Raw genomic sequence first — 14,786 nt, 5'->3', positions numbered from 1 at the left:
CCACCCACCCCCATCCCGGTCCCCCCAACACGGCGCCCTCGCCCACGCAGCCTTCGCCGGCTTCGACGTAGACGCCGCAGCCGCAGCCCAACACCCCGCCTGCGCCCTACTCCCCGTAGAGGCAGACGCCCACGGCGTAACCACCCTCGTCTGGCACCGCCGCCGCCCCTTCCACCCGGAGCGCCTCTACGCCGCACTAGAGGACATCACCTGCGCCGCCGCCCGCAGCCGAGGCCGCTTCTGGCTCGCCGACAAACCCGACTCGCTCCTGCACTGGGACGCGGCCGGCGGCGCCCTCTGCGTGGAGAGCGCGGGCCCGTGGCTGGCCTCATTGCCGGACGCGGCCTGGGAGTTGGTGCCACCGGTACGCCGCGCAGCCGCCGCGCTCGACTGGCACCCGGAGCACGGCGACTGCTGCCAGCACCTCGTCTTCACCTCCCCCGGCCTCGACCGCGACGGACTCGAACTGCTCCTGGAGTCCTGCCTGTTGACCGATACCGAGTACGCCGCGGGCCGTAGCGCCTGGAAACGCATCCCGTCCGCCTTCGACACCCTGCTGGAGATCTGACCGTGCCCCGCAAGCCCGACCTCAAGTCCGCGCGCCGACCCGCCAAGTCCCGTCGTAGTCCCCTGGATTCGGCCGGAGTGACGTACATCGACTACAAGGACACCGCCCTGCTGCGCACCTTCGTCTCCGACCGCGGCAAGATCCGCAGCCGCCGCGTCACCGGCGTATCCGCACGGCAGCAGCGGCAGTTGGCGGCCGCGATCAAGAACGCCCGGGAGATGGCATTGTTGCCGTACTCGACCCGATAGCCGCGCGCATGGAACACAAGGGCCCCCGTACACGTCTTCCCTAGTACATGTCCTGCCCGGTCCTGGGCAGACGCTGGAACGGCATCGGTAAAGCAGTCGTCAAAGCTGTAACCGGAGGACCACCCCCCGTGCACGTGCATCTGCCCATGCATCTGCACATGAACAGGGCTATGATCCGGAACAGTTGACCACTGCATCAATGGCCACACCAGCCAGTGCACAACCGGGAGCGACCTGTGGACCACCGCGTTGACAGCGTGTACTTGGGGTTCGACGTGTACAACGGCATGGCTGCCAGGCAGCTGGACGGAGTGGCCTGGCAGAAGAGCCGGCACAGCAACTCGCAGGGATCCTGCGTGGAGTTCGCGCGCCTGCCCGGCGGCGACGTCGCGGTGCGCAACTCACGCTTCCCCGACGGCCCGGCGCTCGTCTACACCCGCGCCGAGATCGAGGCGATGCTCCTGGGCATCAAGGACGGCGAGTTCGACCACCTGATAGCGGGATAGCGGAACACCACGCCGACCTGCGGAAACAGCGGCAACGCGCGTAGAACCGCGGCCTCAAAAAAGAGCCGCGGTTCCTCACGCGTCGTTCTGCGCGGGGTCACCCTGGAGCCGGAACAGCGCCCAGACCACCTTGCCGCTGAGCGTCCCCGCCAGCGGGTGCCAGCCCCAGCCGTCGGCGAACGAGTCGACGAGGAACAGGCCGCGGCCCGACTCCGCCGAGAAGTCCTCCGACTCGCAGGCGATGGGGCTGTCGTGACTGGGGTCGCGCACGGCGCACACCAGCCGCTCGGTCCAGCGCATCAAGTGCAGCCGCACGGGCGGGTTCTGCTCCGGGACGCGTGGAGTGTTCGCCGGCAGCGCGTGCCGCAGCGCGTTGGTGACCAACTCGGAGACGACCAGACAGACGTCGTCGAAGCGGTCGCCTATGTCCCACTGGTCGAGGGTGCGGCGGGTGAACTGCCGTGCCTCGCGCACCGCTTCGTAGCGGGCGGCCAGAGCACACGACGCGGCGCTGGACACAGCCGATGGGTCCAGCGGCGGAAGGCCCTGCCGTAACGGCTCGAGCATGGTCGATCCATTCGTCCCCATGCGAGGCACTCCCGGGAATTCGCGGTCGTTGCGATGCAGCGGTGGCGCGAGACCATGGTTTCGGATGCGTACAGCAGATGCAAGGGCAGATGCACGTGCAGCTGACCGAATTGGACCCTCCCGTACCGCTTGTTGGCCATTTTTTCCGCCAACTTCGCGCCGATCTAGCGCTCCGGCCTTGCTTCTTCCTGACGTCTTCCTGACAACTTCCTGTGAACGGGCGCCCCTTCTTTCCATTTCTGTAACCGAACGAGTACTGCTCGAAGTGTTTTAGTGGCAGACTGCGGCCCCTGAAGACGGTTGGGGAGGCTGGCGAACGTGAGCGCGGGAGAGCCCGGATCGGTGGTGCGGCGGATGCTGCTCGGCTCGCAACTCAGGCGACTGCGGGAAGCACGTGGGATCACCCGAGAGGCGGCGGGGTACTCCATCCGCGCTTCCGAATCCAAGATCAGTCGCATGGAGCTGGGGCGAGTGAGCTTCAAGACCCGGGACGTCGAGGACCTGTTGACGCTGTACGGCATCACGGACGAGGCGGAGCGCATCTCACTCCTCTCCCTCGCGAAGGAGGCCAACGTAGCGGGCTGGTGGCACAGTTACTCCGACGTCCTGCCCAGTTGGTTCCCCACCTATGTGGGCCTGGAGGGCGCCGCCTCCCTCATCCGCGTCTACGAGGTGCAGTTCGTGCACGGACTCCTCCAGACCGAGGCCTACGCCCGCGCGGTCGTCCGTCGCGGCATGAAGGGCGCGAGCGAGGCGGACGTAGAACGGCGGGTGGCGCTGCGGCTTGAGCGGCAGAAGTACCTGGTGAACGAGAACGCCCCCGACTTCCACATCGTCCTGGACGAGGCCGCCCTGCGCCGTCCGTACGGCGACCGCGAGGTGATGCGCGGGCAGCTCCAGCATCTGATCGAGGTCTCCGAGCACCCCAACGTCCGGTTGCAGGTCATGCCGTTCGGCTTCGGCGGCCACGCCGGCGAGTCCGGTGCCTTCACGATCCTGTCGTTCCCGGAGTCCGACCTCTCGGACGTCGTCTATCTGGAGCAGTTGACCAGCGCGCTGTATCTCGACAAGGCCGAGGACGTGGCCCAGTACGAGAAGGCGCTGAAGGAGCTCCAGCAGGACAGCCCGGGCCCGGACGAGAGCCGGGATCTTCTTCGGGGACTGCTCCAACTCTCTTGAAACACAAGTACGATGACGTGTGATCAGACCGTGATGATCGTGAGGGATCGCCCGGTCTGCTGTTGATCGTGTCTGCAACTGATCGTGTCTGCTGACGATTTGAGCGATTGAGGGATCACATGTCGTCCTACTTCACCGACCTGGCTCAGCAGTACATCGACGGTGAGTGGCGCCCGGGCACCGGCTCCTGGGACATCATCGACTTCAACCCGTACGACGGCGAGAAGCTCGCGTCGATCACGATAGCCACGGTCGACGAGGTCGACGAGGCGTACAAGGCGGCCGCCCGCGCCCAGAAGGCATGGGCCGCGACCAACCCCTACGCCCGCCGTGCCGTGTTCGAGAAGGCCCTGCGGCTCATCGAGGACCGCGAGCAGGAGATCGCCGAGGTGATCATCGCCGAACTCGGCGGCACGCACCTGAAGGCCGGCTTCGAACTGCACCTCGCCAAGGAGTTCCTGCGCGAGGCGATCCACCTCGCGCTGCGCCCCCAGGGCCGGATCATCCCCTCACCGGTCGACGGCAAGGAGAACCGCGTCTACAGCGTCCCGGTGGGCGTCGTCGGCGTGATCAGCCCCTTCAACTTCCCGTTCCTGCTCTCCCTCAAGTCGGTGGCCCCCGCACTGGCGTTGGGCAACGGCGTGGTCCTCAAGCCGCACCAGAACACCCCGATCGTCGGCGGTTCCCTGGTCGCGAAGATCTTCGAGGACGCGGGTCTGCCGGGCGGCCTCCTGAACGTCGTCATCACCGACATCGCGGAGATCGGCGACGCGTTCATCGAGCACCCGATCCCGAAGGTCATCTCCTTCACCGGCTCCGACAAGGTCGGCCGCCACGTCGCGACCGTCTGCGCCTCGCACTTCAAGCGCTCGGTGCTCGAACTCGGCGGCAACAGCGCGATCGTGGTCCTCGACGACGCCGACATCGACTACGCGGTCGACGCGGCGGTCTTCAGCCGCTACGTCCACCAGGGCCAGGTCTGCATGGCCGCGAACCGTGTCCTCGTCGACCGGTCGATCCGGGACGAGTTCACCGAGAAGTTCGTCGCCAAGGTCAAGTCCCTCAAGGTCGGCGACCCGCGCGACCCGCAGACGGTCATCGGCCCGGTCATCAACTCCTCGCAGGCGGACGCCCTTTCGGGTGTCGTCGAGCAGGCGATCGCCGAGGGCGCGACGGCCCTCGTCCACGGCACGACCACCGACAACCTGGTCGCCCCCTCGGTCCTCACCGACGTCCCCGCCGGCTCGGACCTGCTGCGCCAGGAGGTCTTCGGCCCGGTCGCCTTCCTCATCCCGTTCGACGGCGAGGAGGAGGCGGTGAGCATCGTCAACGACACGCCGTACGGCCTGAGCGGCGCCGTCCACACCGGTGACATCGAGCGCGGCGTGAACTTCGCCAAGCAGATCGACACGGGCATGTTCCACGTCAACGACGGCACCGTCCACGACGAGCCGATCGTCCCCTTCGGCGGCGAGAAGGCCTCGGGCCTGGGCCGCCTGAACGGCGAGTCGATGCTGGACGCGTTCACCAGCCTGAAGTGGATCTCGGTGCAGCACGGGCGGAGCGGGTTCCCGTTCTAGAACATGTGCTTCCGGCGGGCCATCGAGGACAGAACCTGACCTCGATGGCCCGTAGCTTCATCGACGTCGGGCAGGGGGACAGGCTCCCAGCCGGCACCGGCGAAAGGCGAAGGCCATGGTCACGCACGTACCCGCGGACGCACAGGGCGACGAGCGAGGGTCACTGCTCACGTTCATCGAGGACCAACGGGGCGGTATCCGCCGGGCGTTGCTCGGGCTGACCGAGGAACAGGCCGCGAGCAAGCCGAGCGCGAGCGGGCTCTCCCTCTCCGGGCTGCTGAAGCATGTCGCCGACGTCGAGCAGGGCTGGATCGCGCGGGCGAAGCAGGAGCCGCCGGCCGTCCAGCGCGACCAGAGCAACTGGCACGAGACGTTCCAGCTGGTCGGCGGCGAGACCGTCGAGTCGCAGCTCGCGTACTGGGAGAAGGTCGCCGCCGAGACCGAGGCGTACATCCGCTCGGTGCCCAGCCTGGACGACACCTTCCCGGTCCCGAGCGAGCCCTGGTTCCCGCCGGAGGGCCGCGTCTCCGTGCGCTGGCTCTGCCTGCACCTGATCCGCGAGACCGCCCGGCACGCGGGCCACGCCGACATCATCCGCGAGTCCCTGGACGGCGCGACCGCCTACGAGCTGGTCGTGAAGGAACGGGGCACCACCGAGGGCTGACCTCGCGGGTTCTACGCTGGCCCCATGTCAGCGATCCGTCTCCTCGTGCTCGGCGCGGTGCGCCAGCACGGGCGGGCCCACGGCTACCAGGTGCGCAACGACCTCGAATACTGGGGCGCGCACGAGTGGTCCAACGCCAAGCCCGGCTCGATCTACCACGCGCTCAAGCAGCTGGCCAAGCAGGGCCTGCTGCACGCCCACGAGATCGCGCCGTCCACCGTCGGGGGCCCGCCCCGCACCGAGTACGAGATCACCGGTCGGGGCACCGAGGAGTACCTCCGGCTGCTGCGCGAGGCGTTGACGTCGTACGACCAGCAGATGGACGTCAAGTCCGCCGCTATCGGCTTCATCGTGGATCTGCCGAGGGCCGAGGCGGTGGCGCTGCTGAAGGAGCGCACCCGGGGTATCGGCCAGTGGCGGGCCTCCGTCACCGAGCACTACATCCCCGAGGACGGGCCCGAACAGCTGGGCCACATCGGCGAGATCATGAACCTCTGGATTCACACGGCCGACGCGGAGGCCGCGTGGACCCAGGGGTTGATCGACCGGATCGAGGGCGGGGCGTACACCTTCGCGGGGGAGGGTGAGCCGTTCGTCGGTGTCCTGAGGGACGACGAGGAGAACCCGTACGCGACGGGGGAGCGGCATCCCGGGGATGTCGGCTAATCAAGTTTGACTAACGCTCGTTGTGGGGTTACTTTCGTGTGCGTAGTCAAGTTTGACTAGTGGAGGGGTGTTCAGTGGTCGACGCGGCGATCGTCGTCGAGGGTGCGTGTAAGACGTACGGCGACAAGAAGAGCCGGAAGAAGGCGTTGGACGGGCTTGATCTGTGCGTTGCGCGAGGCACCGTGCATGGGGTGCTCGGGCCCAACGGGGCGGGTAAGACCACCCTGGTCCGTGTTCTGTCCACGCTGCTGCGAGTCGACTCCGGTCGGGTTGAGGTGGCGGGCCATGATGTGTTGACCGAGGCTCGTGCGGTTCGGTTGCGTATTGGGCTGCTTGGTCAACATGCCGCTCTAGACGAGGAGTTGGGTGGGCGGCAGAACCTGGAGATGTTCGGGCGTCTTCATCATCTCGGTGCCCGGGGTGCGCGTGTGCGTGCTGATGAGCTGCTGGAACGGTTCGATCTTGCCGACACCGGGCGTAAGCCGGTTCGCGCCTACAGCGGGGGTATGCGGCGGCGGCTTGATCTCGCTGCCTCGCTCGTCACCGCGCCCGAGATTCTCTTTCTGGACGAGCCGACCACCGGGCTCGATCCGCGTGGTCGGGCCGAGGTGTGGGCGGCGGTTCGGTCTCTGGTGGGTGGGGGTACGACGGTGCTGCTCACCACGCAGTACCTGGAGGAGGCCGATCAACTCGCCGGTCGGGTCTCGGTGGTTGACCGGGGGCGGGTCATCGCGGACGGGACCCCGGACGAGCTGAAGTCCCGGACGGGTGGGGACCGTATCGACGTTGTCCTGCGTGATGCGGGTCAACTGGGCGCTGCGGTCGCTCTGTTGCCGCTTCCTGCCGCCGATGTCCGGGTCGATGCCGATCGGCGGTTGCTCAGTGCGCCCGTCTCCGACCGGATGGCTGCGCTCTCCGGGGTTGTGCGGGCGTTGGAGGAGGGCGGGATCGATGCCGAGGATGTGGCGGTGCGGCGGCCGACGCTGGATGAGGTGTTTCTGCATCTCACGGGTGACGGTGTCGGGACGGATGCGGGTGCGGGTGACCGGATGAACGTGAAGGAGGCCGTGTGAGCGTCTATGCCCTGAACGATTCCTGGACCATGACCCGGCGTGAACTCGCCCACTGGGCGCGGCAGCCCGTGCAGGTCGTGGTGAGTCTCGTTTTCCCGGTGATGTTGTTGTTGATGTTCGGGTATCTGATCGGCGGCGGGCGGGCAGTCGAGGGTGCGTACGTCGACTATCTGGTGCCCGGGATGCTCGCGTTGACCATGGCCTTTGGGCTGGAGGGCACGATGGTCGCCGTTACGCAGGATCTCAACAAGGGGGTGATTGATCGGTTCCGGTCGATGCCGATGGCCGACGGGGCGGTGCTGGTGGGGCGTTCGGCTGCGGACATGTTGCAGTCGGCGATCGGGCTGGTTGTGCTGATCGGGGTTGGGCTGGGGCTCGGGTGGCGGCCGCATGCCGGGGCGGGGCAATTCCTCGGCGCTGTAGGGCTGTTGTTGTTTTTTCGGTTCGCCATGTTGTGGGTCGGGATCTATCTGGCGCTGGTGGCGGGGCGGCCGGAGATGGTGCAGGCCGTGCAGATTCTGGTGTGGCCGGTTGGGTTTCTGTCCAATGCGTTGGCTACGCCGGCTGCGATGCCTGGGTGGTTGGGCGCGGTTGTTCAGTGGAATCCGATGTCTCAGACCGCTACGGCCGTGCGGGCGGCGGTAGCCGCAAATGTCACAGCCCCGCGCCCCTGGGTTGTGGGGGTGCGGCTCCGTGTGTGGGTGCGGGTGCGCTTCGGCGCGTGGGGTGCGTTGTGGGGCGGCGCCGCGCCGGGGGGTATCCGTCCTCGGATCGGCGCGGGGGCGTTTCTCGAGAGTGCGGCGGTGTGAGCGCCGACCGCTGCGGGCGGACACCCCCCGACACGTCGCCTCGCGTCGTACGCGGCTTGGGGGCCGTGCCGCCCATGGGGTGGGTGGTACGGCCCCCGGTGGGTTAGTGGTGGAAGCCTGTTGCCGCTTGCTTGTCGCGGGTGGAGGGGTGGGGCTGGCGGCGTAGTTCGGGGAGGAGGCGGGTCAGGTCGTCGAGGAAGAGTTCGGCCAGGTCTGCTGAGAAGCCGTTGCGGCAGACGATGCGGAGGACCGAGAGGTCTTCGCGGTTCGCCGGGAAGGTGTACGCCGGGACCAGCCAGCCGTGTTCTCGTAGGCGGCGGGAGATGTCGAATACGTCGTACGTCGTGACGTCCGGCCCTGTGGTGAAGGCGAAGACCGGCAACTCGTTGCCCCGGGTGAGGAGTTTGAAGTCGCCCAGGGCTTCGATGCGTTGTGCCAGGCCTTGGGCTACGTCCCTGGTGGACTGTTGGACCGCGCGGTAGCCCTCTCGGCCGAGGCGGAGGAATGTGTAGTACTGGGCTACTACTTGGGCGCCGGGGCGGGAGAAGTTGAGGGCGAAGGTGGGCATGTCGCCGCCCAAGTAGTTGACGCGGAAGACGAGTTCCTCCGGGAGGGCCTCCTTGTCGCGCCACAGGGCCCAGCCGACGCCCGGGTAGACCAGGCCGTACTTGTGGCCCGAGGTGTTGATCGACGCCACGCGCGGGAGGCGGAAGTCCCAGATCAGGTCCGGGTCCAGGAAGGGGGCGACCATGGCGCCGGACGCGCCGTCCACGTGGACCGGGATGTCGAGGCCCGTGCGCTCCTGGAGTGCGTCGAGGGCTGTGCAGAGGTCGGCGATCGGTTCGTAGGAGCCGTCGAACGTGGAGCCCAGGATGCCTACGACGCCGATCGTGTTCTCGTCGCACAGGTCGGCCGCGGCTTGGGGGTCCAGGTGGAAGCGGTCGCCCTCCATGGGGACTTGGCGCGCTTCGACCTCCCAGAAGTTGCAGAACTTCTCCCAGCAGACCTGGACGTTGACGCCCATCACCAGGTTCGGGCGGGCTGCCGGGTAGCGGTCCTTGTTGCGTTGTGTCCAGCGGCGCTTCAGGGCCATGCCGGCGAGCATGCAGGCCTCGCTGGAGCCGGTTGTCGAGCAGCCGACGGCAGCTGAGGGGTCCGGTGCGTTCCAGAGGTCGGCGAGCATCGCCACGCAGCGTTTTTCCAGCTCCGCGGTGCGGGGGTACTCGTCCTTGTCGATCATGTTCTTGTCCCGGCACTCCGCCATGAGGACGCCGGCTTCCGGCTCCATCCAGGTGGTGACGAAAGTCGCCAGGTTCAGGCGGGAGTTGCCGTCCAGCATCAGCTCGTCGTGCACGAGCTGGGCCGCCGTCATCGGGGGCAGCGGGGTGTCCGGGAGCCGGTGCTTGGGCGGGGCCTCGGACATGCCGCCGACCGGATTGGCCTCTCCGTAGAAGGGGTTCACGGACATGGGGCGCTCGGCGGACGGGTCGGGACCTTCGTGCAACGGCATGGGCTTGCCTCCGATAAGGATCAAAAGAACCAACGGGTACTAGCGAACCGGAGTTCCGTCCGCGCGCAACTGCATCTGCGGTCTCCCGGTCACCAGCAGCCAGGCCGGCAGCGAGGCGATGCAGAGGAGGGCGAGGATCGCGGGGGAGGCGACCAGGATGGCGGCCGTGAACAGGCTCACCCAGCCTTGTCGGGTGATGGCCAGGAGCATGCCGAGGACGCCTGTGGCGACCGCGAGTGCCGGGTCTACGGCGGGTACGACCGCGTGGGCGAACAGGCCGAACGCGACGCCGATGAAGACGGACGGGAAGATCCGGCCGCCCCGGAAGCCGCAGGACGCGGCGACCAGCAGTGCCGCCAGTTTCACAACGGTCATCGTTGCGAACTGGCCAGCCGACCAGCCCTCGGGATGCGCCGCCAGTTCTCCGACCTCGTCCAGTCCCTTGAAGAGCGTCAGGTGGCCGCCCAGCGCCGCCAGGAGGCCCAGGACCAGTCCGCCGGCCGGCAGCGTCAGCATGGGGTGTTTGAGCCGGGAGAAGGCGCCGTGGACGTACGGGAAGAGGTAGACGGCCGCCATGCCCAGCGCCGCTGCCAACGGGGCCAGGATCAGGGCCGCCAGCAGGTCGCCCCAGCCGGGACGGCCGAACGCGGGCAGGTGCAGGTCGAAGGTCGGGTGGGCCACCAGGGTGGTCGTCATGGCGCCCGCCGCCGCCGCGGCGAGCGGCGCGAACACGTTGTCCCACAGCGCGCCCTTGGTCTGCCGTGCGGCCAGCGCCTCCGAGATCAGCAGCGCCGCCGCGACCGGCGTCCCGAACAGCGCCCCGATCGTCGCCGACTCGGCCAGCGCGCCCCACGCCCCGCCCGGCACCCGGGGTGCCAGCCTGCGCCCCGCCCACAGCGCGAGGCCCACGTTCACGGCGATGATCGGGTTCTCGGGCCCCAGGCTCGGGCCGCCCGCGAGCATCAGCGCCGTCGCCAGGACCAGACCGGGAAGTACGGCCGGGGGCAGCGCTACGGCATCGAGGCCTGTGGTCGCCGGGTCGGGACCCGCGTGTCCGGGGACTTTCCACACCACCAGGCCGACCGCGATGCCGGTGGCCGTCAGCATGACGAGCATCCAGAGGACCGAGTACCGGCCGATGTTCAGGGCGTCGGGCAAGTTCTTCCAGAGCACGTGCTGGAGTTGTTCGGCTGCCTCGCTCACGCCGATGAAGAGCAGGCTCGCGAGCACGCCCACGACGAGTGCGGGGACGATCATCGGCAGCAGGGTGCGCGCCGGGGTCGTAGGGGCGGCTGGTGCCTGTTGCGCGCTGTCCTGGGCCACGGGCTCACCATAAGCGGGCAAAACGGACCCAACATCTTGAGATCGTGAGACGGGGGAGTGGGGGGCTTGTACCTCACGTGGCGTGAGGGCCGACCGTGGAGCGCGGACACGAGAAGGGAGCGGGAGTGAGCTACTCCGTAGGACAGGTCGCCGGATTCGCCGGGGTCACCGTGCGCACGTTGCACCACTACGACGACATCGGCCTGCTCGTCCCCAGCGAGCGCAGTCACGCGGGTCACCGGCGCTACGGCGACGCCGACCTCGACCGGCTCCAACAGGTCCTGTTCTACCGGGAACTCGGCTTTCCGCTCGACGAGGTCGCGGCCCTGCTCGACGACCCGGAGACGGACCCGCGCGCACATCTGCGCCGGCAGCACGACCTGCTGACCGCCCGGATCGAGAAGCTCCAGAAGATGGCCGAGGCCGTGGAACACGCCATGGAGGCACGCACGATGGGCATCAACCTCACCCCCGAGGAACGCTTCGAGGTCTTCGGCGACAAGGACCCCGAGCAGTACGCCGAGGAGGCGGAACAGCGCTGGGGCGGCACCGAGGCCTACGCCGAGTCGCAGCGCCGGGCCGCCCGCTACACCAAGGCCGACTGGAAGCGGCTCCAGGCCGAGGTCGACGACTGGAGCGAGCGTTATGCCGCCCTGGTGACCGCCGGCGAACTCCCCACCGGCGACGCGGCGTTGGACCTCGCCGAGGAACACCGCCTGCACATCGACCGCTGGTTCTACGCGTGCTCGTACGAGATGCACGTCTGTCTCGCCGGGATGTACGTCTCCGACGAGCGCTTCAAGGCGTTCTACGACGCGATGGCCCCGGGCCTGGCCGTGCACCTGAAGGACGCGATCCTGGCGAACGCGTCCCGGCACACCTCCTAGGGACCTGGCCCGGGGGTACGCGCTACTCCCGGGCCAGGACCACCGCCGTCCCGTAGGCGCACACCTCGGTGCCCACGTCCGCCGCCTCGGTCACGTCGAAGCGGAAGGCCAGGACGCCGTTGGCCCCACGCGCGCGTGCCTGCTCGATGAGCCGCTCCATGGCCTGGTTGCGGGTCTGCACGAGGGTCTTGGTGAGCCCCTTGAGTTCACCGCCGACCATCGACTTCAGACCGGCGCCGATCTGGCTGCCGAGATGCCGTGAGCGCACGGTCAGCCCGAAGACCTCGCCGATCACCTGCTCGACCCGGTACCCCGGGACGTCGTTCGTCGTCACGACCAGCACATCGGCCTGCGGCCCCTGGCCGCCGCCGTACTCTTCGATACCCATGGCTCACAGCTTTGTCCTATGGGGTGCACAGTGCATCCTGGAGTCACCGGTGGAACCTGGGACGGACACATCGCGTTGATAGCTTTGTGCGGCTGTACCTGGACGCTGGCACCTCCCTCCACCCCTCAGGAGCCCGGAACCGTGATGACGCTCGCCCTCGGCCCGAGCTGGCTCGACCCGAACACCATGCTCGACCGGTTCGGGATCTGGGGCCTCCTGCTCGTGGTCTTCGCGGAGTCCGGCCTGCTCATCGGGTTCTTCCTGCCGGGTGACTCCCTGCTCTTCACCTGCGGCCTGCTGATCACCGCGGGCACCCTCGACTTCCCGCTGTGGGCCGCCGTGGCGCTGATCTGCGTCGCCGCGATCCTCGGCGACCAGGCGGGCTACATCTTCGGCAAGAAGGTCGGCCCCTCGCTCTTCAGCCGCCCGGACTCACGCCTCTTCAAGCAGGAGAACGTGGTCAAGGCGCACGAGTTCTTCGAGAAGTACGGCCCCAAGTCCCTTGTCCTGGCCCGCTTCGTGCCGATCGTGCGCACCTTCACGCCGATCATCGCCGGTGTCAGCGGCATGAAGTACCGCTCGTTCCTCACGTTCAACATCATCGGCGGCGTCCTGTGGGGCGCGGGCGTGACCCTGCTCGGCTCCTGGCTCGGCAACATCGACTTCGTCCACAAGAACATCGAAGCGATCCTCATCCTGATCGTCATGATCTCCGTGGTCCCGATCATCATCGAGTTCCTCCGCGCCCGCTCCAAGGCCAAGAAGAACCCCCAGGGCCCCGGGGAGCAGCACGCCGACCCGGCCGAGACCCAGCCGTTCCCGGTGATCATGGACGACTCGACGACCCAGCTCCGCCGAGTGGACAGGCCCCAGCAGCAGCAACCTCAGCAGCAGTACGACCAGAACAACGGCTACGACCAGTACTACGCCCAGCCCCAACAGCAGCCGACGTACCAACAACAGCCGTACGGCAACCAGCAGCAGTACCCGCCGTACGACAACCAGGGCTACCCACAGGGCTGACCGCACCCCCTTAAGGGGCGCGGGGCTGTATCGATTTGCGGCTCCGCCGCGTGGGCGCGACCAGCCACGACGGACCCGCACCCGCCAACGATCCAAGGGCCCCCAGCTACTAGGCGCTCAGAACCCCCTGGTCCGCTTGGCCGCCCGCCGCGCCCCCGCAGACGCCCCCGGAATCCGCAAGAACAACCGCGAGATCTCCGACCCCAGATTGACCCCGATGGCGATGGCCATGGCGAGAGAAGCCGCCGTGGCCAACGACACCAACCCCCGGTCGACCTTGTTCTGCGCGATGGCCAACAGCCCGAAGTACGTGGCGGACCCCGGCAACAGGGGCCCGATCGCAGCGGTCGTGTACGGCAACGCCGACGCGAACCGGTACCGCGACAGCAACTGCCCGAACAGCCCGACCAACCCCGCCGCGACAGCCGTGGACGCGACCGGCGAGATCTTCGCGACGAAGTGCATCGCCCCGTAGACCGACCAGGCGACACCCCCGTTGAGGGACACGAGGAGCACGGTGGATCGTTCCTGCTGGAGCAGTACGGCGAAGGTCAGAGACAGCAGGACGGACGCCCCGATCTGCCACAGCGGCCGGTGGGAGTTGCCGAGGGCCACGTCCGGGTTGAGCTGTGCGCCGAGCTTCACGCCGAAGTACAGGACGATCAGGACCCCGGCCACGATGCCGACGAAGAAGTACATGACCTCCAGGAGCCGGGCCGCCGCGGTGATGTAGAAGCCGGTCAGACCGTCCTGTACGCCCGCTACGAGGGCCCGCCCGGGCAGCAGGGCGAACAGCCCGCCGGTGATGACCGCGGAGGCCTTCACATCGACGTTGGCGACCGTGAGGGCGACCCCTATCGCGGCGGGCGGCATCGCGGCGACCGTGAACTGGTAGAACTCCGGCAGCCCGCGCCCCGCGCACAGCCACGCCAGCCGGTCCCCGAGCATCGCCCCGAGCGCGGCGGCGAAGAACACGATGATGTCACCGCCGACGAGCACGGAGGCGGCACCCGCGAGCAGCCCGCTGGCGGAGGTCAGCACCCATCCGGGATACGGGTGCCGGTTGCGCCGCATCTCCGCGAGCCGCCGGTAGGCGTCCTCCAAGGAGAGTGCCGTTTCCGGGTCGCTGAGGTCCTGGACCAGCCGGAACACGGATGCGAGCCGCGTGTAGTCGGTGCCCCGCCGCCGTACGGTCCGGGACGCGGTCACCGGATCGTCCACCAGGGAGGGCTGATAAGAGATCGACAACAGGGTGAACGTGACGGTCGGCTCGCAGCGGTCGAGGCCGTAGGACCGGCAGACCGCGAACATCGCCGCCTCGACGTCCTCCGCGCCCTCACCGCCCGCGAGCAGCAACTCGCCGATGCGGAGCGTCAGATCGAGCACGCGCGGTACGGCGGGACCGCTGTCGTCCGGCTTCTGCACCGGCTCCGGCGCGGGCCGCTCGGCCACCGGCATGCGCAGCATCGTGCGCATCCGGTCCTGCCAGGGCACGTCCTTGGTGAGGCTGACGACGGGAATCCCGGTCGGCGGTGTGAAGGCGGGCGGCGCCTTGCGCGCGCTGTAGAGGCTGGGCGGGCTGAACGCCGACCCCTCGGAGTCCTCGACGGCCGGCGCGGGCGTCACGTCGAGCCCTTGCGGAACGGCGAACTCGGACGTCGTGGACGATTCCCCGTCAGCCGCCGCCACGACCGCCGCCTCGACGCCCGCCGGAGCCGTGAAGGCACTCCTGGCCTCGTCCGACTGCGGCTTGCGGTCCTCCGCTTCCGTCACT

The 14,786-nt window shown here is 68.3% G+C and carries 16 protein-coding genes; 11 read left to right on the top strand and 5 right to left on the bottom strand.

Features of this window, described 5'->3' with window-relative positions; all coding sequences use genetic code 11:
• The 3 genes from OO69_RS41620 to OO69_RS41610 all read left to right on the top strand — a co-directional run.
• Positions 1 to 568, top strand: a 568-nt coding sequence (locus OO69_RS41620; RefSeq protein ID WP_033286158.1) for a GTP-binding protein, incomplete at its 5' end; no start/stop codon positions are given.
• Positions 569 to 570: 2 nt separating this feature from the next.
• On the top strand, positions 571 to 816 hold the full coding sequence (gene rpsR / locus OO69_RS41615) for a 30S ribosomal protein S18 (protein ID WP_033286157.1): 246 nt from the start codon (positions 571 to 573) through the stop codon (positions 814 to 816).
• A gap of 287 nt (positions 817 to 1,103) precedes the next feature.
• The gene (locus OO69_RS41610; RefSeq protein ID WP_051801612.1) at positions 1,104 to 1,322 is read left to right on the top strand and encodes a DUF397 domain-containing protein; all 219 of its coding nucleotides are present in this window, start codon (positions 1,104 to 1,106) and stop codon (positions 1,320 to 1,322) included.
• A 75-nt stretch (positions 1,323 to 1,397) separates the two neighbouring features.
• Here the strand turns inward: OO69_RS41610 and OO69_RS41605 are convergent, their stop codons facing one another.
• Positions 1,398 to 1,889, bottom strand: a complete 492-nt coding sequence (locus OO69_RS41605; RefSeq protein WP_051801607.1) for an ATP-binding protein — start codon at positions 1,887 to 1,889, stop codon at positions 1,398 to 1,400.
• A 375-nt stretch (positions 1,890 to 2,264) separates the two neighbouring features.
• Between OO69_RS41605 and OO69_RS41600 the strand changes: the two genes are divergently transcribed.
• From OO69_RS41600 to OO69_RS41575, 6 genes are all read left to right on the top strand, one after another.
• Positions 2,265 to 3,089, top strand: a complete 825-nt coding sequence (locus OO69_RS41600) for a helix-turn-helix domain-containing protein (RefSeq protein WP_051801610.1) — start codon at positions 2,265 to 2,267, stop codon at positions 3,087 to 3,089.
• 119 nt (positions 3,090 to 3,208) lie between these two features.
• Positions 3,209 to 4,669 (top strand): aldehyde dehydrogenase family protein, encoded by a 1,461-nt coding sequence (locus tag OO69_RS41595; protein WP_033286154.1) that lies wholly within the window; start codon positions 3,209 to 3,211, stop codon positions 4,667 to 4,669.
• Between the two features lie 115 nt (positions 4,670 to 4,784).
• Entirely contained in the window at positions 4,785 to 5,333 is a 549-nt protein-coding gene (locus OO69_RS41590) for a DinB family protein (protein WP_033286153.1), read from the top strand.
• 24 nt (positions 5,334 to 5,357) lie between these two features.
• A complete protein-coding gene (locus tag OO69_RS41585) occupies positions 5,358 to 5,999 on the top strand; it encodes a PadR family transcriptional regulator (protein WP_033286152.1) in 642 nt (213 codons plus the stop codon).
• Between the two features lie 74 nt (positions 6,000 to 6,073).
• A complete protein-coding gene (locus OO69_RS41580; protein ID WP_033286151.1) occupies positions 6,074 to 7,072 on the top strand; it encodes a daunorubicin resistance protein DrrA family ABC transporter ATP-binding protein in 999 nt (332 codons plus the stop codon).
• Positions 7,069 to 7,881 (top strand): ABC transporter permease, encoded by an 813-nt coding sequence (locus OO69_RS41575; RefSeq protein WP_234444669.1) that lies wholly within the window; start codon positions 7,069 to 7,071, stop codon positions 7,879 to 7,881. Before OO69_RS41580 ends, OO69_RS41575 begins: the two co-directional genes overlap by 4 nt.
• A 103-nt stretch (positions 7,882 to 7,984) precedes the next feature.
• Here the strand turns inward: OO69_RS41575 and OO69_RS41570 are convergent, their stop codons facing one another.
• A complete protein-coding gene (locus OO69_RS41570; RefSeq protein WP_033286150.1) occupies positions 7,985 to 9,391 on the bottom strand; it encodes a glutamate decarboxylase in 1,407 nt (468 codons plus the stop codon).
• A 39-nt stretch (positions 9,392 to 9,430) separates the two neighbouring features.
• Positions 9,431 to 10,714 (bottom strand): ion channel protein, encoded by a 1,284-nt coding sequence (locus OO69_RS41565; protein WP_033286149.1) that lies wholly within the window; start codon positions 10,712 to 10,714, stop codon positions 9,431 to 9,433.
• Positions 10,715 to 10,839: 125 nt separating this feature from the next.
• On the opposite strand from OO69_RS41565, the gene OO69_RS41560 reads away from it, so the two are divergent.
• Complete coding sequence (locus OO69_RS41560; RefSeq protein WP_033286148.1) at positions 10,840 to 11,601, top strand: MerR family transcriptional regulator; 762 nt, start codon at positions 10,840 to 10,842, stop codon at positions 11,599 to 11,601.
• A 22-nt stretch (positions 11,602 to 11,623) separates the two neighbouring features.
• Here OO69_RS41560 and OO69_RS41555 read toward each other — a convergent pair whose 3' ends face one another.
• Positions 11,624 to 11,989, bottom strand: coding sequence for a YbjQ family protein (locus OO69_RS41555; protein ID WP_033286147.1), 366 nt, complete (start codon positions 11,987 to 11,989; stop codon positions 11,624 to 11,626).
• A gap of 144 nt (positions 11,990 to 12,133) precedes the next feature.
• On the opposite strand from OO69_RS41555, the gene OO69_RS41550 reads away from it, so the two are divergent.
• Positions 12,134 to 13,012, top strand: coding sequence for a DedA family protein (locus OO69_RS41550; RefSeq protein WP_420707955.1), 879 nt, complete (start codon positions 12,134 to 12,136; stop codon positions 13,010 to 13,012).
• A gap of 117 nt (positions 13,013 to 13,129) precedes the next feature.
• Here OO69_RS41550 and OO69_RS41545 read toward each other — a convergent pair whose 3' ends face one another.
• Positions 13,130 to 14,785, bottom strand: coding sequence for a threonine/serine ThrE exporter family protein (locus OO69_RS41545; protein WP_033286145.1), 1,656 nt, complete (start codon positions 14,783 to 14,785; stop codon positions 13,130 to 13,132).
• Position 14,786: the final 1 nt, after the last annotated feature.

It is taken from the genome of Streptomyces sp. NRRL F-525, assembly GCF_000716605.1.
Classification (GTDB): domain Bacteria; phylum Actinomycetota; class Actinomycetes; order Streptomycetales; family Streptomycetaceae; genus Streptomyces.
This window is presented reverse-complemented; position numbering and strand designations above follow the sequence as displayed.

Coding starts and splice junctions, on each gene's coding strand:
- OO69_RS41610 (WP_051801612.1), top strand. CDS start 1,104: ATGGCTGCCAGGCAGCTGGACGGAGTGGCCTGGCAGAAGAGCCGGCAC.
- OO69_RS41605 (WP_051801607.1), bottom strand. CDS start 1,889: ATGCTCGAGCCGTTACGGCAGGGCCTTCCGCCGCTGGACCCATCGGCT.
- OO69_RS41600 (WP_051801610.1), top strand. CDS start 2,265: ATGCTGCTCGGCTCGCAACTCAGGCGACTGCGGGAAGCACGTGGGATC.
- OO69_RS41595 (WP_033286154.1), top strand. CDS start 3,209: ATGTCGTCCTACTTCACCGACCTGGCTCAGCAGTACATCGACGGTGAG.
- OO69_RS41590 (WP_033286153.1), top strand. CDS start 4,785: ATGGTCACGCACGTACCCGCGGACGCACAGGGCGACGAGCGAGGGTCA.
- OO69_RS41585 (WP_033286152.1), top strand. CDS start 5,358: ATGTCAGCGATCCGTCTCCTCGTGCTCGGCGCGGTGCGCCAGCACGGG.
- OO69_RS41570 (WP_033286150.1), bottom strand. CDS start 9,391: ATGCCGTTGCACGAAGGTCCCGACCCGTCCGCCGAGCGCCCCATGTCC.
- OO69_RS41555 (WP_033286147.1), bottom strand. CDS start 11,989: ATGGGTATCGAAGAGTACGGCGGCGGCCAGGGGCCGCAGGCCGATGTG.
- OO69_RS41550 (WP_420707955.1), top strand. CDS start 12,134: ATGACGCTCGCCCTCGGCCCGAGCTGGCTCGACCCGAACACCATGCTC.